Annotated in this window: 17 protein-coding genes; 14 read left to right on the top strand and 3 right to left on the bottom strand. The window is 48.6% G+C overall.

The genetic code is table 11. The annotated features are described in order from the left end of the window. Positions 1 to 15 precede the first annotated feature (15 nt). Positions 16 to 198: a hypothetical protein gene (locus HP552_RS10420; RefSeq protein ID WP_175395450.1), complete on the top strand. Its 183-nt coding sequence runs from the start codon at positions 16 to 18 to the stop codon at positions 196 to 198. Between the two features lie 75 nt (positions 199 to 273). Here HP552_RS10420 and HP552_RS10415 read toward each other — a convergent pair whose 3' ends face one another. Continuing rightward, positions 274 to 735 (bottom strand): MarR family winged helix-turn-helix transcriptional regulator, encoded by a 462-nt coding sequence (locus HP552_RS10415; RefSeq protein WP_175395449.1) that lies wholly within the window; start codon positions 733 to 735, stop codon positions 274 to 276. A 305-nt stretch (positions 736 to 1040) separates the two neighbouring features. On the opposite strand from HP552_RS10415, the gene HP552_RS10410 reads away from it, so the two are divergent. From HP552_RS10410 to HP552_RS10395, 4 genes are all read left to right on the top strand, one after another. After that, complete coding sequence (locus tag HP552_RS10410) at positions 1041 to 2360, top strand: MFS transporter (RefSeq protein ID WP_175395448.1); 1320 nt, start codon at positions 1041 to 1043, stop codon at positions 2358 to 2360. 275 nt (positions 2361 to 2635) lie between these two features. Further along, positions 2636 to 3367, top strand: coding sequence for an ABC transporter ATP-binding protein (locus HP552_RS10405; RefSeq protein WP_175395447.1), 732 nt, complete (start codon positions 2636 to 2638; stop codon positions 3365 to 3367). An 18-nt stretch (positions 3368 to 3385) separates the two neighbouring features. Continuing rightward, the gene (locus HP552_RS10400; protein ID WP_175395446.1) at positions 3386 to 4636 is read left to right on the top strand and encodes an ABC transporter permease; all 1251 of its coding nucleotides are present in this window, start codon (positions 3386 to 3388) and stop codon (positions 4634 to 4636) included. Between the two features lie 116 nt (positions 4637 to 4752). Next, positions 4753 to 5136 (top strand): hypothetical protein, encoded by a 384-nt coding sequence (locus tag HP552_RS10395; RefSeq protein WP_175395445.1) that lies wholly within the window; start codon positions 4753 to 4755, stop codon positions 5134 to 5136. Between the two features lie 76 nt (positions 5137 to 5212). Here HP552_RS10395 and HP552_RS10390 read toward each other — a convergent pair whose 3' ends face one another. Next, the gene (locus HP552_RS10390; RefSeq protein ID WP_175395444.1) at positions 5213 to 6481 is read right to left on the bottom strand and encodes a BaiN/RdsA family NAD(P)/FAD-dependent oxidoreductase; all 1269 of its coding nucleotides are present in this window, start codon (positions 6479 to 6481) and stop codon (positions 5213 to 5215) included. 290 nt (positions 6482 to 6771) lie between these two features. Here HP552_RS10390 and HP552_RS10385 point away from each other — a divergent pair, with 290 nt between their 5' ends. From HP552_RS10385 to mutY, 5 genes are all read left to right on the top strand, one after another. After that, positions 6772 to 8469 carry a two-component system sensor histidine kinase NtrB gene (locus HP552_RS10385; RefSeq protein ID WP_175395443.1) on the top strand — a complete coding sequence of 566 codons (1698 nt, stop codon included), beginning with the start codon at positions 6772 to 6774 and terminating at the stop codon, positions 8467 to 8469. Positions 8470 to 8693: 224 nt separating this feature from the next. Further along, positions 8694 to 9128 carry a BrxA/BrxB family bacilliredoxin gene (locus tag HP552_RS10380; RefSeq protein ID WP_175395442.1) on the top strand — a complete coding sequence of 145 codons (435 nt, stop codon included), beginning with the start codon at positions 8694 to 8696 and terminating at the stop codon, positions 9126 to 9128. 139 nt (positions 9129 to 9267) lie between these two features. Beyond that, positions 9268 to 10077, top strand: a complete 810-nt coding sequence (gene nadE, locus HP552_RS10375; RefSeq protein WP_175395441.1) for an NAD(+) synthase — start codon at positions 9268 to 9270, stop codon at positions 10075 to 10077. A gap of 272 nt (positions 10078 to 10349) precedes the next feature. Next, on the top strand, positions 10350 to 10748 hold the full coding sequence (gene acpS / locus HP552_RS10370) for a holo-ACP synthase (RefSeq protein ID WP_175395440.1): 399 nt from the start codon (positions 10350 to 10352) through the stop codon (positions 10746 to 10748). Between the two features lie 52 nt (positions 10749 to 10800). Next, entirely contained in the window at positions 10801 to 12111 is a 1311-nt protein-coding gene (gene mutY / locus HP552_RS10365; protein WP_175395439.1) for an A/G-specific adenine glycosylase, read from the top strand. Positions 12112 to 12262: 151 nt separating this feature from the next. Here mutY and HP552_RS10360 read toward each other — a convergent pair whose 3' ends face one another. Next, positions 12263 to 12874: a superoxide dismutase gene (locus tag HP552_RS10360; protein WP_175395438.1), complete on the bottom strand. Its 612-nt coding sequence runs from the start codon at positions 12872 to 12874 to the stop codon at positions 12263 to 12265. 535 nt (positions 12875 to 13409) lie between these two features. On the opposite strand from HP552_RS10360, the gene HP552_RS10355 reads away from it, so the two are divergent. From HP552_RS10355 to HP552_RS10340, 4 genes are all read left to right on the top strand, one after another. Continuing rightward, positions 13410 to 13835 (top strand): GNAT family N-acetyltransferase, encoded by a 426-nt coding sequence (locus HP552_RS10355; protein ID WP_175395437.1) that lies wholly within the window; start codon positions 13410 to 13412, stop codon positions 13833 to 13835. A 259-nt stretch (positions 13836 to 14094) separates the two neighbouring features. After that, entirely contained in the window at positions 14095 to 14670 is a 576-nt protein-coding gene (lepB, locus tag HP552_RS10350) for a signal peptidase I (protein WP_175395480.1), read from the top strand. A 172-nt stretch (positions 14671 to 14842) separates the two neighbouring features. Continuing rightward, on the top strand, positions 14843 to 16678 hold the full coding sequence (queG, locus tag HP552_RS10345; RefSeq protein ID WP_175395436.1) for a tRNA epoxyqueuosine(34) reductase QueG: 1836 nt from the start codon (positions 14843 to 14845) through the stop codon (positions 16676 to 16678). 15 nt (positions 16679 to 16693) lie between these two features. Further along, positions 16694 to 17725, top strand: coding sequence for an HD-GYP domain-containing protein (locus tag HP552_RS10340; protein WP_175395435.1), 1032 nt, complete (start codon positions 16694 to 16696; stop codon positions 17723 to 17725). Positions 17726 to 17870: the final 145 nt, after the last annotated feature.

Genomic DNA, 17870 nt, shown 5'->3' with positions numbered 1-17870 from the left:
AAGGAGGTGGGGATTTTGTTTCCCAATAATCTGAATTCGGCCAAGGAAGATGAAGCCAGGCATAAGTACGAAGAGACGCTTAGGGAGATTGAAGGCCACAGTGAGTCCAGCATGTCCAGATACATTGTACATTTGCTGATTGCAGGAGGACTTGTCATTGCAGCCCTCGCGGTATTGATGTGGATTCTATATAGTTGATTCAACAGGAATAACCGGTTGCGCCGCAGGATGGCGAACCGGTTATTTTACTTTCCATATTCATCAAGGTGTCCTTCAACCATTCGCAGATAAACGGTCTGCGCTATGCGCGAGCCTTTCCAACAACTCAGACAGCAACGTTTTGTCCCCCTCGCTCAGATCACTGACTGCACGATCAATCTTGTGTGCATACCCAGGGTAGATATCATCCATGGTTCGGTGGCCTTCCTCTGTCAGTTCCACAAATATAATCCGTCTGTCCTGTGGACAGTGTTTGCGATGTAAAAGTCCTTTTTGTTCCAGCTTATCAATGACATAGGTCACATTCCCACTCTGCAGCAGAAGCTGTGCGCCTACCTGTTGAATCGGCTGTGCTCCCTTGATATACAGTACTTCCAATACTCCGTATGCTGTTGGGTTGAAGCCATGCACTTTGCTACCGGATACAGCGTGTTCATTCACGCTCTTGAATGTTTTGGCCAAGGTGCGGTACAGATGAAGTGAACGTTCGGTTCCGATTTCTTGTAATTCCAGCATGCTGATCCCGCCTTTTCAGATTAGTGATATAAGTTGAAATGAGTAGGGTTACGTTTGACGATTCAGAATGTCGCCATGTCCTTATTGTAAGCCTCTGTTTCCACGAAAAACATGCGATATGTCACAAGATTTGCATTTTTAGCATTTAAAATTTAATCATTTGCCTCCGGCCCAGGCAGCCTGTCCTGGAAATATCATCCTTCAGATACGGCCTCCTCTCCGTCTCTGGAAGGAGGTTGGGACAAGTACTGCCTTCTATAATTAAATACATATCAATATTCCGGTAAGGGTGGAGGAGAAGCAAAATGGAAATGACAATAAAGGGACAACATGAATTGAAGAATAACCGTCCTTTTGTAACACTGATGGTGGCACAGGCCGTCTCCAATCTGGGCGATTGGTTGCATCTGTTGGCCATTTTGACGTTGGTTGGCATCCGTTGGAATGCAACGCCATGGGAAATTACATTTACAACACTTTGTGCGGCTTTACCTGTACTGCTTACGGGTCCTTTTGCAGGTGCGCTGGCGGATCGGCTAAACCGAAAATGGTTGATGATTGTTGCGGACGGCGCACGAATTGTTATTGTAGCCGGGTTTATTTTTGCCGATCAGATCTGGCATGTGTATGTGCTGCTGATTCTCAAATCCTTGTTCGACGTTGTATTCTCACCCGCGAAGAACGGGAAGCTGAAGGAGATCGTGCCGCATGGCCAGCTGGCTCAAGCTGTTTCCATTAGTTCGGTTATCGAACAGATGTCCAAAATTATCGGCCCTGCGCTTGGAGGGCTGCTGGTAGCGGCCTTTGGGATCACCTGGTGTTTTGTTCTGGATTCAGTCTCGTTCCTGCTTTCGGGTATTATTCTGCTGTGGATTCCTGGCTCGCGGATGATCCAATCGGCCACACAGATCGTACAAGAAGGTAAGGATGATTCAGAAGGGGATATTGAGACCCGCCAAAATGGTACATTTTTAAACGATACATTGGAAGGCATTCGTATGCTTGCTTCTCTTCCACAGGTAGGCACTACTCTCGTTCTGCTTGCATCTGCCATTCTGTTTCTGCAATTTGCGGACTCCCAGACGGTTGTCCTGTTCAGGCAGCTTCCCGGGATTTCAAGTGATTTACTGGGATGGTGCGTTGCAGCCAGTGGTGTTGGGACGTTAATCGCTGCGATGAGTGTGCGGAAATGGAAAAGAGCAGGACATGTGCTCAAAATGGGGCTCGGTACGTCGGTAACGGGGCTCGTTATTGGCGTAGCAGGAATGGTTGTCGGATTTTGGCCGCATGCTGGTCTGGCTGCTAATCTGCTGCTGGTGTCACTGTTTGCTCTAGCGGGGATCGGAATTGGGTTCGCTGTGGTACCCTTCCAGATTCTGCTGCAGGAACGGACTCCTGAAGCGATGACAGGACGTGTGTTTGGGACTGTAGGCAGCGTCATGACAGCAAGCAATATTATGGGCCCGGTTGTCGGTGGTTTTCTGGTCTCCTCTTTTGGTGTTATCCCGGCTTTTGTATGCTCTGGCATTTTGCTGACACTGCTCGGATTGATTTATGTATTGAAACGCAAACAGAGTAAGATCGATGGAAAGCTGGTGACTGAAGCGGTAACTGCAGGAGAATAATTAATGAGGAGCAGGCAAAAATTCCCTTAATTTTTACTAATCCGAAGGGGGAAATCATGAGATTTCACTCTAATTATAAAAAGCAGGGGCTTCGGAACCCCTGCTTTTTTGTGTGTAGTTATAGATATTTTTTTACCTTTCTAAATGTTCCCATAAAAACTTATCTATAATTCGATAGAAATGCTTAAATTGATCAAACCATTCAGCCAGCAACTCGATTACAATAAATGAAACAAACCAAAACAAGTGACCTGATCGGACAGGGAGTGAAAAATATGGAAATGGAAAACGAGGATACCGCATTGAAGCAGTCCATATTGGACGTACATATAACAGAGGCTGGATATGAATCCGGTCATTCGACGATACAAAGCATCCGAATCCAGGTGTACCCAGGTGAACTGGTGGGGATTATTGGTCCGAATGGTGCGGGCAAAAGCACGACCATCAAAACAATGCTTGGCTTGCTGGAGCACGCCGAGTATGAGATTGAAATCGGTGGAAAGGGCAGATATGCCTATATCCCTGAGCAACCGGTCTTTTACGAATATATGACGCTATGGGAACATCTTGATCTGGCCGCAGCCGCGTATGAAATGGAGGAAGAGGACTTTGTCGCGAGAGCGGAGGAGTTACTGGTTCGTTTCGGCATGGATCATGTGCGCGATGATCTTCCGGCCAGTTTTTCCAAAGGCATGCGTCAGAAAATGATGCTGATGATCGGATTTCTAGCCTCACCTGATGTCTATATTGTAGACGAGCCGTTTATTGGACTGGATCCGCGGGCAACCAAGGATTTTCTGCAGCTGCTCGATGATGAACGCCGGCACGGGGCGGGTGTATTAATGTCCACGCATGTGCTCGATACGGCGGAACGAATCTGTGACCGATTTATATTGATTGCCGCCGGCAGATCCGCCGCTGAAGGGACACTGGAAGAGATCCGTGCTGTGGCCGAACTGCCCAATGCATCCTTATTCGACTGTTTTGATATATTGACATCCTGATCGGAGAGGAGAGAGAACATGGGAAAGGCCGATAGATATACGCCACTTGGTTTATATAGACGCAGGAGCAGAGAACATTTTAACGAGCAGTTGAAGAATTTGAAACTGGCGGTTGACTGGACAGTATGGGTGTATCTGCTCGTTCCAGGACTGCTGTATCTCAGCGGGTGGTATTTGAGTTTATGGACCAAATCGCTGCCAACATGGGCGACTGAACTATCTTTGCCTATGCTGACAGGTCTGATTGACATCGTTATGCTTTCAGGCGGTGTACTGATCTTTGTGGAGGAAGCGGATGTACTGTTTTTGAAATCGAGACCGTTATGGATGCGGACTTTGATGAAGCAGGGGATTATCCGGGCTTGTATACAGCATCTGGGCAAAATGATTGTGATTACGGCCTTGATCGCTCCCCTGTTGTCACGTGTTTACGGTATGTCGCTCACCAATATGGTGCTCATTGCGCTCTGGTTCGGCGTGGTTGCTTCATTACAAGCTATGGCGCTGCACATAGTCAAGGTTCGATATACCGGATGGAGACGCTGGATTCAATTAACCTCTGCCGCAATTGCTATGGGGCTGTTTACAATTCATGCAACGACCTGGATGCACGGGGATATCTGGAGACAGCTTGCGGGAATCTTTGCCGCAATCCTTCTGCTTGTAACTTTGGCTCAAATGAGGTTAGTAATGAAAGGGACATTTGAAGGGGATGTACGAGAGGATTTACGTGGCAGATTGAAACTGACAGCACTTATGCTAAGTCGGTCTGTTTCCAAGCCAAAGGCGCCTCAAACACGAACGTTGATTTTCCGAAAACGGCGCAGACTGCTGCGTAATCGTTCCATCTCCAATCGGACAGCCGAAACAGCTTTCAAGGCCTTCTTTCGAGATTCATCCACGATGAAATTGTATTTACAGCTCGGTAGTCTCTCCACGGTAGCCGTAATGCTACCCCCTTTTCCCGTCAATGTTATTGTTTGCGGCTTATTGATCGTAATGCTGACCTTGCTGTTCTTCCGTTCATGGGATATTTTTGCGACTTCGGAATATGTTCAGCTCGTATCCTATGACCCGACAGCTTTGCACCGTGCAGGGTTGATGATGGTTCGGATGCTGTTTATCCCGCTGGGCATGCTCATGGGTCTTGCATTGGGAATAACCTGGCTCGGCTGGTTGGCAAGTGTCGTTGTTGCGGCAGCTGTTGTGGTCTTCGGACTCTTTTGTCTATATGTGGGGGGCTGGATTCGATTGACCCGTTCGGCTTGAAGTATTTCCTTTCAGAAGTTATCGCATATCGTTTCTCATAACTGACCATGCTATAGAAGATAGATCTCATGGATAAGAAAGCCAGGGATCAGCTGTAGCGAGGAGGAAGAGAACGAATGATGGATGATAGTGAACTGCAGGTACATTTTTCAGACGCTTCAGCATTGCTTGCTGCCGAAGACACGCTGAAGGAGCTCGGATATAAGCCGTATCAATCCGGGCCGCTGGAACTCTACATTCCGACCGATCGCCAGGACACACAGTCCGCGGTGGAGATTGTACAGTCACACGGAGGTAGCGCCGTATTCCTGTCGGAAACAGACGGGCTGGATCAATTTCAGGATATATCCATACCGGCTCATATTGTGAATGAGGACTGGCAGGAAGGTTATGCGAACGGAAACCAGGGTGGTGGGCTCCAACAGGGATTGCATAATCGGGATGATGACCCCACATTTGATGATTCAGTCGATGGATTTTCCGGCAGTGTCAAAGCGTAATCAAGAAGAAGAAAAACCTCGAGTTCCATATCACGTGGATTCGAGGTTTTTTGCTGATTATGGTCCGGTGCGGACGCTATATACTGTCATTTTTGTACTCAGCCGCGTGCATGCCAGCCGTGTATCCGGTAGAGAATGCAGCCGTGATGTTATATCCTCCCGTGTAACCATGAATGTCCAAAACCTCTCCGCAAAAGAATAGACCATGCAGCAGCTTGGATTCCATTGTTTTTGGGTATATTTCCTTTAAGTGCACACCTCCGCCAGTGACGAAAGCTTCTTTGAGAGAACGTGTCCCATCCACGCGGAAGGTAAAAGCCTTCATTAGTCCGCACAGCGTGCTGAGCATGCCTTTGGGAAAATGGTGGAACGTCAGATCTTCGCTAATCTCGGCACGTTTCATCAATAATGGAATCATGCGTTCAGGCACCCATGTTTTCAAAATATTCTTAACCGCCTTGCGTGACTCCTGTTCCAGCACCTGCTGAACCTTTGTTTCCAGTGCAGCTGGTGACAGGTCAGGAAACAGATCAATACTCATCATGACCTGCGAGTTGCCTGATTTCATCTGTACCTTGCGAATGAACTGGCTGCAGCGCAGCGCAATGGGCCCGGATACACCGAAATGCGTGAAGATCATGTCGCCACGATGCGAAATCACGGTTTTGCCTTTGGCGTCCAGTACGGATAACCCCACATCCCGCAAAGACAACCCCTGCAGTTCTCTGGATTGGATCCAGCTCTCACCGGAAACAATAGGTACCTCCGTCGGGTACAGTTCCGTAATCGTATGCCCGGCTGATTCAGCCCAAGGATAACCATCCCCAGTTGAGCCGGTTTGAGGTACGGATTTGCCTCCGGTAGCTATAATGACCGCATGCGCCATAACGGTTTTCCCCGAAGCGAGTTTAACACCCTGAACGTGCTGCCCATTATGAATGAGCTGTTTCACGGGCTCTTTGGTTCGAATCTCCACACCAAGGGAAACCACCTTGCCTACCAGAGCATCAACCACCGTTTTGGCTTTATCTGTAACAGGGAACATTCTTCCGTTATCTTCTTCTTTCAGGGCAATTCCCAGGTTTTCAAAAAAACGCATGATGCCCTGATTGTCCAGGTTTTGAAAGGAGCTATATAAGAAACGCCCATTACCGGGAATATGCCTAATCAATTCATCCGTTTCTTTGGCATTGGTCACATTGCAGCGACCACCACCGGAAATCCCGAGTTTGCGGCCGAGTTGATCTCCTTTATCCAGCAGAAGCACAGAGGCTCCATGCTCGGCAGCAGCAACACAGGCCATCAATCCTGCGGAACCGCCACCAATTACAATGACATCATACATATTTTATTACCCTCTTTTTTTATTGATTTTGTCTGTTTAATTATTCTACATCCAACCCTGACAAATGGGACTAAATAAACCATATATAGATACCCAGGATAGTGCTTCTCTATATGTTGTACATAAAATCGAAATATGCAGGATTATGGCTTAAATGGTCCATATTTTTGACCATTTATGATGAAGCAACTGTTCTATTATGCGGTCTCAAGGGATATATTGTAATATACTGTCGCCTATGTTTTAATCAGAAATACATGAGGGAATGTGCGGGCGAGGAGGGAGATGGCATGGTGGTTGCATTGAAGGACATTCTTTTACAGGTACTGCTTGCAGGTTCTGCGGTATTCCTGATTCCCTTATTTTATCTGGGGCTCAGTAGACAGGCAGCTGCCAAGGTTGAACGTAATGGCGTAATGCTCACCAGCCTAGCATTGACCAGTGCGGCGAGCATGCTGCTTTGTTTGCTGTTTGTCCATTATGCAGGTCCTGTGGATGTTCCCATATCTTTAGGGATTGTACCGCTTACGCTCGTCATACTGTACTGCAGGCCCGTCATAGGCCTTACGCTTACCCTTCTCCATGTGCTATTCTATTTTCTCTTAGCGCACCCCTACAACATGTACGAATTTCTCCTTCAAACTGGCATTCTTCTCTATCCTATTGTATGGTTGTCGGCCAGTCGATTCAAGCATTATACGCGTTCACGCAAAACAACAGTCGTCATCTCACTGATTACAGCGGAATTGATGCTTTCCGGTCTGCTATGCATTCCCTTATTGGATGATGGTACCGCACTCTCCTTATTTCAATGGATTACCCTCACACTGGGATACACGATCGGTGCAATCTTCGCAGGCAGTTTTAGTATGCTCTGGATTGAGCATATGCATCATCATCAGGGGCTTGAACAACATTTGTCTGAAGTCCACCACAGATACATAACCGAGACGGAAAAACTTCATCAGATCCTGAACGCAGTTCCGCTATCCATTGCTACGGTGGACCCTGAAGGGACGGTGCAGTTTGTTAATGATACGATGGAACAAACGGCAAGAAATCAATTGCCTTGTACGACCACTTCCAATCTGATCGGTCTTCCTGCCAGCCAGTTTGTCGAACAAGGTCAGGCAGACAAGCTGGAGAACAGTATCCGCAGGGCTGTTGTCCATGGGGAGATCAACGGCATGACCGTACGCTACGGCTCCTATGTGTTTCAATCGCGGACCGTGCCGATCTACTCGCTTTCACTCGACCAGACAAGAGAGGTCACGGGAGCGATGCTGATTATTCAGGATATTACTGAGCTGGAAATGCTGCGAAGCGAACTGGACAATGTGGATCGTCTTAGCCTGGTGGGGCAAATGGCTGCTAGCATAACCCACGAAGTGCGAAATCCGATGGCCGTTGTACGTGGTTTTCTTCAATTGATGCAAGAGAAGAGTCCGCAGTCGCTGGATCACTATTATCGCATCGTACTGGAGGAGCTCGACCGGGCAAACAGCATCATCAATGATTTTCTCTCCCTCGCCCAGAACCGAATCTCAGAGAAAGAGGAGTCCCAGCTGCATGACATTATCCATGAACTGAGCCCCTTGTTATGGGCGGATGCGAATCTGCGTGGACAGAGCATTGAGCTCATGCTGGACCATAATGTGCCGAAGCTGCACCTGAATTCGAAAGAAATCAAGCAGGTGGTGCTCAATCTGGCTCGCAACGGTATGGAAGCCATGCCGGAGAAAGGGGTGCTGACGCTTGAAACGCGGATGGTGGATGATAAGGTAGAGCTATGTGTGCACGATACGGGTTTGGGCATACCTCGTTTGAAGCAGGAGAAATTGTTCGAACCTTTTTATACGACCAAGGCCAAAGGAACCGGGCTGGGCTTATCCATGTGTCGCAGCATTGTGGAACGGCACAACGGAACTATTACGGTAGAGTCACAAGAAGGTGAGGGAACGACCTTCAAAGTTTCGTTTCCGCGATAAGCGTTCAGCATATTTTGCCAGGGTACAAGACATACTATTATGAAAGAAGCCTTACCGCAGGCGGTGTCTCATCCTTGCTTTCATTGCTTGGGGATGTATAATAGGGATAGCAACATCATCAAAATCCATGTTTTGTATGCTGGTAGCGATGATGAATGCGGATTACCCAGGTCTTTACATTTTCCCCGAAATAATAGAACAACCATTCATAAGGAGTGAAACAAATGTCGATGTCATTTGATCAATACATGAAAGATATGGTTCAACCGATGCGGGATGAGCTGACTCGTCTGGGTATTCAGGAATTGCGTACCCCTGAGGAAGTTGAGGCAAGTCTGCCGGATGCAAAAGGTACAGCACTGGTTGTCATTAACTCGGTGTGTGGATGCGCAGCAGGGCAATGTCGTCCAGGTGTATCCCAAGCACTTCAGCACGATATTACACCGGATCACCTGTACACGGTATTTGCCGGACAGGACAAAGAAGCTACAGCAAAAGCGCGCGAGTATTTTGCACCGTATCCTCCATCTTCACCTTCCATCGCTCTGATGAAAGACGGTGAACTCGTTCACTTTATCGAGCGTCACCAAGTGGAAGATCGTTCTGCGGAGGAAATCGCGGCTGAGCTCACCAATGCGTTTGACCGTTACTGCCGTTAAGCAGCTCAAAAAGCGCCCCGCCCTTCGGATGACCGATGCCGGGGCGTTTCATTTTGAAAAAATAAGGTTATTGAACCATTCGGACCTTTCAAGCTGGACATCAAATTTCATTATTATTAGAAACGGGGTGTGTTGAACGATGAGTTTGCAACAACAGATCATCGCTGAGTTGAAGGTTAAGCCAAGCATTAATGAAGAAGAGGAAGTCCGCAAACGCGTTGACTTTCTGAAATCGTATGTGAAAAACTCGGGCACCAAGGGACTGCTCATTGCCATCAGTGGCGGAATTGATAGTGCGGTAGCTGCAGCGCTGTGTAAAAAGGCAACAGACGAGCTTACGGCCGAGAATAACCAGGAATACAAAACACTGGGTGTGTTCCAGCCATACGGTGAACAATCCGATATTGATCACAGCTATGCAGTAGCAAAAGCGTTCGACCTGAAACATGTGGTGGAAACCAACATTGAAGATGCGGTTAACGAGATCGCACTGGAAGTGGAACAGGGCTTCAAATCGATGGGCAGCCCCCGTCATATGACTCCGCAGGGTAAAGGGAACGTCAAAGCAAGAACACGCATGGTAATGCAATATGCCCTTTCTTTTGAAGAAAACCTCTTGGTAGTGGGCACGGATCATGCATCTGAAGCAATCACTGGCTTTTACACGAAGTGGGGCGATGGAGCCGTTGACATTACACCGCTGAGCAGCCTGAACAAACGTCAGGTTCGTCAGCTTGCTGCTTATTTAGGTGTGCCACAGGAGATTTTGGACAAAGCACCATCGGCAGGATTATGGGAAGGCCAAACAGATGAGAAGGAACTGGGCATTTCCTATGACGATAACAGTGACTATCTGGAAGGCAAGCAAATTAACCCTGCTGCGCAGGAACGTCTTGAAGCTTTCTATACACGCACTCACCACAAACGTAATGCCATCCCAGGCATCTAAAATGTGGTTGCTAAATTTACATGATGAATGGTTAAATATGTGAACGAAAAAGAGTCACTGCGTCAGGCAGCGACTCTTTTTGCTGTATTATAAACGGCATTCATACAAGATGTGCTCCGGATTCTTATTTTAACATAAATGGTAATGTCGGCGAGGTACTCGCTTCTGGATGCACCTCCTGCTACAATAGAATACGTGTTCGGATTAGCAGCGGATCATAGAGACAATTAAAGATTCAATACAGCATAAAAGATTAAGCGGGTGAATCGTTAATGATATATGGAATTGGAAACGATGTGCTGGAGATTGGACGCATGCACAAGCTGCTGTCCGGTCGTCATGCCGAAGCATTTTTGAATCGAATTTTGACTCCGGCTGAGCGGAAACTGGCAGCTGAACGAGGGAGAAGGATAACTGAATTTGTGTCTGGCCGGTTTGCAGCAAAAGAAGCCGTATCCAAGGCATTTGGCTGCGGCATCGGTAGTGTTATGAGTTTTACGGACATCGAAGTGCTGCCTGACGAAAAGGGCCGTCCGGTTGCCACGTTGTCGAGCCAGGCATGGGAACGGCTTCAATTACCGTATGATCAACAGTATGACATTCATCTCAGCATTACGCATCAGACAGAGCTTGCAGCGGCGTTTGCCATTGTGGAGAAGACGGACAAGTAGACCGGAAGACGGGAGTTTCATGAATAGGTAGGTAACAGGAGAGGACGGAAATATGGGTTTAATGGAACAAAAGCAACATTTCAGTGTAAATTTGCTGGATTGGTACATGATCAATAGACGGGACTTGCCTTGGCGTCGTCATCATAATCCCTATTTTACGTGGGTATCGGAAATTATGCTTCAGCAGACTCGGGTGGATACAGTTATACCGTACTTTAACCGTTTTATCGCCAATTTCCCGGCAGTTCAGGCATTGGCTGAAGCGCCGGAAGAGGATGTATTGAAAAACTGGGAGGGCCTGGGCTATTATTCCCGTGCACGCAATCTTCAGGCGGCTGCTAGACAGGTAATGGAGCTGCATGGGGGAGAAATGCCGCAGGACAAACAGGCGGTATTTGCGTTAAAAGGAGTGGGCCCGTACACAGCCGGGGCCATTCTCAGCATTGCCTTCAACCAGCCGCAGCCTGCGGTAGATGGCAATGTCATGCGGGTACTGTCCCGATACTTCCTCATTGATGAGGACATTATGAAGGGCAGCACCCGGGTGTTGATGGAAGAGCTCGCAGGGGAGCTCATTCCGGAAGGGCGGGCGCGTGATTTCAATCAGGCGCTGATGGAACTTGGTGCGCTGGTGTGCACGCCAAAAGCGCCGCACTGCCTGACTTGCCCGGTCATGGAGCAATGTTCCGGACGCATCGCCGGACGGGAGCTTACGCTGCCGGTCAAGACCAAGGCGAAGCCGCCGCGCCCTGAGCAGCGGCTGGTCGCCCTGGTGGAGGGCCGCGGCAAGCATCGCGGCCAAGTGCTTGTGCGCCAGCGCCCAGCGACGGGCTTGTTAGCCCGCATGTGGGAGCTGCCGCATGTGCTGGCGGCGCCCGCCGCAGCCGGCAAGGTGGCGGGGCCGCTGGCCGATGAGCCGGCCATGGCATTGCTGGCCGGCAGTCTGTGGGCGGAGGGCTTCGCCGCCCGCCCGGAGGGGCTGGCTACTCATGCGGAGCATGTGTTCAGCCACATTGTATGGAACCTGCAGGTGTACAAGTGCACCGAGCAGGACCAGGGCAGTGACGAGCTTCCGCTGATCGCTGCGGAAGCCAGAGCCGCCTACGAGGTACAGGCGGCAACCAAGGAGATGGCTGCTTCCGTGCTTGATGCTGCTCGTTCAGCATCGGATCTGGACGGGGAAATGCTTCCGGAAGCTGCCGAAGCATCCATTAACTCTGCCCTGACTCAGACGGGCAAGGGGGACGGGCTCATCTATCGCTGGATTGGGCCCAAGGATATGGAGAAGCTGGCATTTCCTAATGTCTTTCTGAAGCTGCTCAGCAGTTATTTTGCTGGCGCCTATGATGAAGTGAGTGAATGATTGCTTCACTTAACTTAACTTAACTTAACTTAACTTGCCTCAACTACAACAAGAAATATATAGATCGTAAACTATAAAAGCAAACCACAAAACAGAAGAGCCTGATTCAGTCGCAATGACTGAATCAGGCTCTTCTTATAGGCAGGCAGTCTTATTTCGCTGCTGCGTAACGTTTGTTTACTTCATCCCAGTTGATTACATTCCAGAAAGCGCCAATGTAGTCAGGGCGTTTGTTTTGATATTTCAGGTAGTAAGCGTGCTCCCATACGTCCAGACCCAGAACCGGAGTCAGACCTTCGAAGAGCGGGCTGTCTTGGTTAGGTGTGCTGGTGATGGACAGTTTGCCGTCTTTACCAACAACGAGCCAAGCCCAACCGGAACCGAAACGAGTTGTAGCTGCTTTTGCAAAGTCTTCTTTGAATTTGTCAAAGCCGCCCAGTTCGCTGTCAATTGCAGCAGCGATCTCGCCAGTAGGAGCGCCGCCACCGTTAGGTCCGATGATTTCCCAGAACAGGCTGTGGTTAGCATGCCCACCACCATTGTTGCGAACCGCTGTGCGGATGCTTTCTGGTACGCTGTCAAGGTTAGCAATCAGATCTTCCAAGCTTTTTTCTTGCAGTTCAGGAGCGCTTTCCAGAGCTGCGTTAAGGTTAGTTACATAAGTATTGTGATGGCGATCGTGGTGGATTTCCATCGTTTGTGCATCGATATGTGGTTCCAGTGCGTCGTTAGCGTAAGGAAGTGCCGGTAATTGAAAAGCCATAGTGAAAATACCTCCTGAGATTTTAAATTTTTAAGTCAGCATTTTGCATAATTCGTTTCAAACCGCTCCCGGGTACAAGATGGAGACAAATAGAATCATTTCGATCTATATCTTGCTGATTGGAAGTCGCTCATTTGGATTTATGCAAATTGCCCAGGTACATATGTAATAATACCCTTGCCACTAATATTAAACCGCATTCGGGCTAATTAAGCAACATTTTTGTTTATTAAGTCCCCTGAGGCGTTGATCAAATGCATGACTCGAGATAACAAACATATTTTACCCATTATGAATATATTTATGTGGTTTCCAGTGAATTAATAGGCAAAAAGATTAATATTCGGATGTAAACGGTTACAATTAAGCGCTTTCAAAAGAAAATGCGTGTTTTATGGCGGAAAGTATGGTTTAATTGACGGAGAAGCGGTATTTTCTCGTTTTTTGTCATTATTCGAACATTGGGTTTTTGGTAAAAAGGGGTTCCCCTTTTTGTAAAACCTCATCTAAGCTAACGAAAAGGGAGATTTAAGACATGCACGTTCGTTCCTTTCAGTTGAGTGATGCAAGCCAGATGACGGAGCTTCTCCAGGTTGCACTATCGGAAGAGTGTTATGAGAACACGATGGGCCCGTTTGCCCGTCAATTGTCATGGGATTCTGACCTGATTATGGTTGCGGAAGAAGAGGGAGACCTCGTCGGCGCCTTGATCGGTACGATTGATCACAACCAGGGATGCATCTACCGTATTGCGGTCCATCCAGACTATCGTCGCCGTGGAGTCGGTAAAAAACTTGTCGAGGCCATGGAGCAACGTTTCCAGCAACGGAAAGTCAGCCAAATATGGGTCGCGGGTGATGAGCACAACAAAGCAGCCATGCCTCTGTATGAAGCTATGGGTTACGGTGCCAATCGGATATTAAGTGCTTTTCAGAAGCTTAGTATTTTGTCCAAAGCTTAGGTTTGAATGATTAAAAAAAGAAATAAAACAGATTTTCATTTTATATTAGGCATATCCTTTCAACGTAACCACGTGGGGATATGCCTTTCTATTTGTATGATGGTACTCTGCCAATTATGACTCAGGTATTGGTCTTCATAACCAATTGTTTCACTCTCGCAAATGAGATAGACTTAGAGGGAGTATTTTCGCCTTATTTGGAACAAAATTGATAAACGAGGTGTCCCTTTTGAACTCCAATATACCTTCTACAGAGCATATGAATGTCGAAGACCGCAGCGATAAGACAGGGTCTGAACAGCCGGGCAAGTCCTGGGCAGCAGAGCTGTGGGACTGGGTGAAGACCATCGTTATTGCTTTTGTGATTATGATGCTGCTCAATCTGTTTGTGTTTAATCTGTCGATGGTCAAGGGTCAGTCCATGCAGCCGACACTGGTCGAGCGTGACCGTTTGTTTGTGAACAAGATTGTATATGACTTTGGAAAACCATCCCGGTTTGATGTCATTGTGCTGCGGGACCCCAGTGAGGGTGTGGAGAAAAAGGATTTTTTGGTCAAAAGAATTGTTGGACTTCCGGGGGATACGGTTGAAGTTCGTGATCACCATTTGTACGTGAATGGAGAACAGCAGGCAGAGACGTATACGGATACCGAGGTGCAGGACCCTGATTTTGGACCGATCACGCTTGAGGACGATCATTATTTTGTGATGGGGGATAACCGTCATGAAGGCAAAAGCAAGGACAGTCGTGTATTTGGGAGTATCACGTCCAGTGAGATTGTTGGGAGAGCCGAGTTTATTTTCTGGCCGTTTTCTGAAATCAAGAAACTGTAAAATGTTGGGATGAGGAAACTTTGGACTGCATTTTGCGTCAAATATATTGCCCCTTATCCATTTAAATAGGGTATACGCGGATCGTATATCGATATAAACGCCTGTCCTCCCGAGTGAGGCGGGCGTTCACTGTTTAGTAAATAAGAGTGGAGAAGAAGAGAGGGAAGAGAACATGACGAGCGTACAGACCGGGGCGGCTCAGGCTGGTTCTGTGTGGGAACAGTTGAAACAGGAGATCAAGGCAGCTGCTCCCGGACTGGGCATTGATGATGTCGGTTTTGCTTCAGCAGAGCCCTTTGTGTCATTAAAATCACTGCTGGAGCAGCATCGGGCTAACGGTTATGAGTCTGGATTTGAAGAGCCGGATATTGAGAAAAGGGTGCGTCCTGCTTTGAAGGAAGGCGAGCCGGCCTCACTCATTGCGATAGCTGTGGCATATCCATCGAAGATGATCAATCCACCGAAGTCGGAGCCTGGCGCGTATCGTGGCATTTTGGCCCGTTCGGCATGGGGGCGGGATTATCACCATGTGCTGCGCGAAGCGATGGACAAGCTGGTGAACTTTATACGTGAACGGGTACCAGAGGCCATGATTGAGAGCATGGTGGATACAGGTGCACTTGTTGACCGTGCAGTCTCCCAGCGGGCTGGCATTGGTTTCAGCGCCAAAAACTGTTCCATCATTTCACCCAAGTTTGGGTCATGGATCTATCTTGGTGAACTGGTGACGAACATTCCCTTTCAGCCGGATACACCGGTGACGGAAGATTGCGGAGAATGTACGAAATGCATTGATGCCTGTCCGACTGGAGCTTTGGTGGGTCCGGGGCAATTGAATGCTCAGCGGTGTATTTCTTTTGTAACCCAGACGAAAGGGTTCGTGGATGAAGAGTTTATGTTAAAAATAGGCAACCGTCTGTACGGTTGTGATACATGTCAGATCGTCTGTCCGAAGAATCGGGGCAAAAACTGGGATCACCATCCCGACCTGCAGCCCGATCCGGAGATTGTGAAGCCGCTGCTGCTGCCGCTGCTGGATATCGGCAACCGTGAGTTCAAGGAACGATTCGGTCAGAGCTCCGCCGCCTGGCGGGGCAAGAAGCCGATTCAACGCAACGCGGTCATCGCACTTGGTAATTTCAAAGACAAAAGCGCTGTGCCGAAGCTGACGGAGGTACTGAAGCGTGATCCGCGTCCTGAGCTGCGGGGAACCGCAGCCTGGGCGCTGAGCAGAATTGGAGGAGAAGACGCAATGAGAGCAATTGGGGAAGCTGCCGCTAACGAACAAGATGGGAACGTGCTAAGTATGCTGCAGAAGGCCAAGGAGCGACTCCGTTCGTCCGGGTCCTTACCCGATAAGCCCCAGGTTGGGCTAGTAAGTGACAAGCAGCAAGAAGAACAGAAGAATGAACCGGCTGATACGAATTTCAATCCGCCCGGGCAACCGAAAAAACAGGAGGCCGCTGCGTGGAAGCCTTCAGCCGTCACCGGACTTCATGGCACGCCGGTATATTATGATGAAGTGCTGACACCGATTGGTACACTTACTCTGTGTGCTACGGATAAAGGCCTGTGTCATATTGATTTTGGAGCGTTCCATGTGCGTGAGGCTCACCTGCAGCAATGGGCCCGAACCTGGATTGGCGAATATCGGTATGAGAAAAATGAAGAGAAGCTGAGCGAAGCTGCCAAGCAGCTGCAGCAGTATTTTGCCGGAGAACGAAAATCCTTCGAATTACAGCTGGATTTGCTTGGAACACCGTTCCAGCTACAAGTCTGGCAAGTCCTGTCCGATATATCTTATGGAGAGGCCTCATCACACCAGCAGGTTGCGGAAACGATCGGAAGGCCCAAAGCTGTTCGCGCAGTTCTGGATGCCATTAGCAAAAATCCGATTCCGATTATTATTCCCTGTCACCGCATCAGCGGAAAAGACGGTACCCTGGTAGGTTATGTAGGCGGTCTGCAAACCAAGGAGCAATTGCTCGCATTGGAGCAGCAATCGTAAGAGCGGGGGACGTTCATGAAGTATGTAAACGTGGAAAGTGTGGAGGCGGGTGAGTGTCTGGGCAAAACCGTGTATTCAGGCAATGGAACAGTCTTGTTGTCTGCGGGAGTCCAGCTCACCGTATTTATGGTTAATACGTTGAAGCGTATTGGCGTAACCATGCTGTACATCCAGGATGAAACGTATAAAGATGTGGAGACAGAAGATATTCTGGATGAAGCCACGAAGCGGGCCATTATCAACGAAATGAGCGTGACGCTGGAAGCGGTACGTTCCGGGAAGGACTGGAGCCCGAAAAAGGTTACCCTTAGCATAGACAAGCTGCTGAACGATGTTTTAAACGGGCGGGAACTGCTTGTCCAACTGACGGATATTCGAACTAAGGATAACGCCCAGTATGTACATGCCATGAATGTATGCTTGCTGTCCTCTGTCATAGGGCTGAATTTGGGCTTGAACTACAATCAGCTGAAGGATCTGGCGGTGGGTGCACTGCTTCATGATATCGGCAAAGTTGGAGAGCCTCCGGGCAGCGTATCTGCAGCCAATGCTTCTCTTCACCATACGTGGCGGGGGTTTGAAGTGATCAAGTCCAAACGGGAATTCAGTCTTTTGGTGGCACATACCGCCCTTCAGCATCACGAGCATATGGACGGCACAGGTCTGCCAAGAGGTATTATGGGCAAGGACATTCATTTATTTGCCAAAATTGTTGCCGCCGCCAATATATATGACAATCTGATCAACGGCTCAGCCGGCCGAAGCATGCTGCCGCATGAGGCTTGTGAAGAGATGATGGCGATGTCTGGTACGAAGCTGGATCGGGAAATTCTGATTGAATTTAACCGGAGCGTGTCCGTGTATCCGAATGGAACAGCTGTCCGGCTGTCCACCAAAGAGACTGGCGTAATTGTTCGGCAGCATCGGGGATTACCGGGCAGGCCTGTCATTCGGGTTGCCCGCGGCAGCACGCGTTATGATCTGGATGTTATCGAAGTGGATCTTGCCAAGGAAACAACCGTTTTCATCGAGACTGTAATGACCTAGGTGTCCATGGATCTTCCTGAAAGGCATAATCGATGTTGAGCTAAAGTTTTTGTCATCACAAATTTAACTATTAGCTGGAAAATCCGTTTGCTCCATTCGTGCGGAAATGCTATGATAATTTTCAGGAAATCCGGTCCGTGACACG

The sequence above is a fragment of the Paenibacillus xylanilyticus genome (assembly GCF_013359935.1).
GTDB classification, from domain to species: Bacteria; Bacillota; Bacilli; order Paenibacillales; family Paenibacillaceae; genus Paenibacillus; species Paenibacillus xylanilyticus.
This window is presented reverse-complemented; position numbering and strand designations above follow the sequence as displayed.

Excerpts from the sequence above, each read along its gene's own strand:
- HP552_RS10415 (WP_175395449.1), bottom strand. The coding sequence starts at position 735 with ATGCTGGAATTACAAGAAATCGGAACCGAACGTTCACTTCATCTGTAC.
- HP552_RS10410 (WP_175395448.1), top strand. The coding sequence starts at position 1,041 with ATGGAAATGACAATAAAGGGACAACATGAATTGAAGAATAACCGTCCT.
- HP552_RS10405 (WP_175395447.1), top strand. The coding sequence starts at position 2,636 with ATGGAAATGGAAAACGAGGATACCGCATTGAAGCAGTCCATATTGGAC.
- HP552_RS10400 (WP_175395446.1), top strand. The coding sequence starts at position 3,386 with ATGGGAAAGGCCGATAGATATACGCCACTTGGTTTATATAGACGCAGG.
- HP552_RS10395 (WP_175395445.1), top strand. The coding sequence starts at position 4,753 with ATGATGGATGATAGTGAACTGCAGGTACATTTTTCAGACGCTTCAGCA.
- HP552_RS10390 (WP_175395444.1), bottom strand. The coding sequence starts at position 6,481 with ATGTATGATGTCATTGTAATTGGTGGCGGTTCCGCAGGATTGATGGCC.
- HP552_RS10385 (WP_175395443.1), top strand. The coding sequence starts at position 6,772 with ATGGTGGTTGCATTGAAGGACATTCTTTTACAGGTACTGCTTGCAGGT.
- HP552_RS10380 (WP_175395442.1), top strand. The coding sequence starts at position 8,694 with ATGTCGATGTCATTTGATCAATACATGAAAGATATGGTTCAACCGATG.
- nadE (WP_175395441.1), top strand. The coding sequence starts at position 9,268 with ATGAGTTTGCAACAACAGATCATCGCTGAGTTGAAGGTTAAGCCAAGC.
- acpS (WP_175395440.1), top strand. The coding sequence starts at position 10,350 with ATGATATATGGAATTGGAAACGATGTGCTGGAGATTGGACGCATGCAC.
- mutY (WP_175395439.1), top strand. The coding sequence starts at position 10,801 with ATGGGTTTAATGGAACAAAAGCAACATTTCAGTGTAAATTTGCTGGAT.
- HP552_RS10360 (WP_175395438.1), bottom strand. The coding sequence starts at position 12,874 with ATGGCTTTTCAATTACCGGCACTTCCTTACGCTAACGACGCACTGGAA.
- HP552_RS10355 (WP_175395437.1), top strand. The coding sequence starts at position 13,410 with ATGCACGTTCGTTCCTTTCAGTTGAGTGATGCAAGCCAGATGACGGAG.
- lepB (WP_175395480.1), top strand. The coding sequence starts at position 14,095 with ATGAATGTCGAAGACCGCAGCGATAAGACAGGGTCTGAACAGCCGGGC.
- queG (WP_175395436.1), top strand. The coding sequence starts at position 14,843 with ATGACGAGCGTACAGACCGGGGCGGCTCAGGCTGGTTCTGTGTGGGAA.
- HP552_RS10340 (WP_175395435.1), top strand. The coding sequence starts at position 16,694 with ATGAAGTATGTAAACGTGGAAAGTGTGGAGGCGGGTGAGTGTCTGGGC.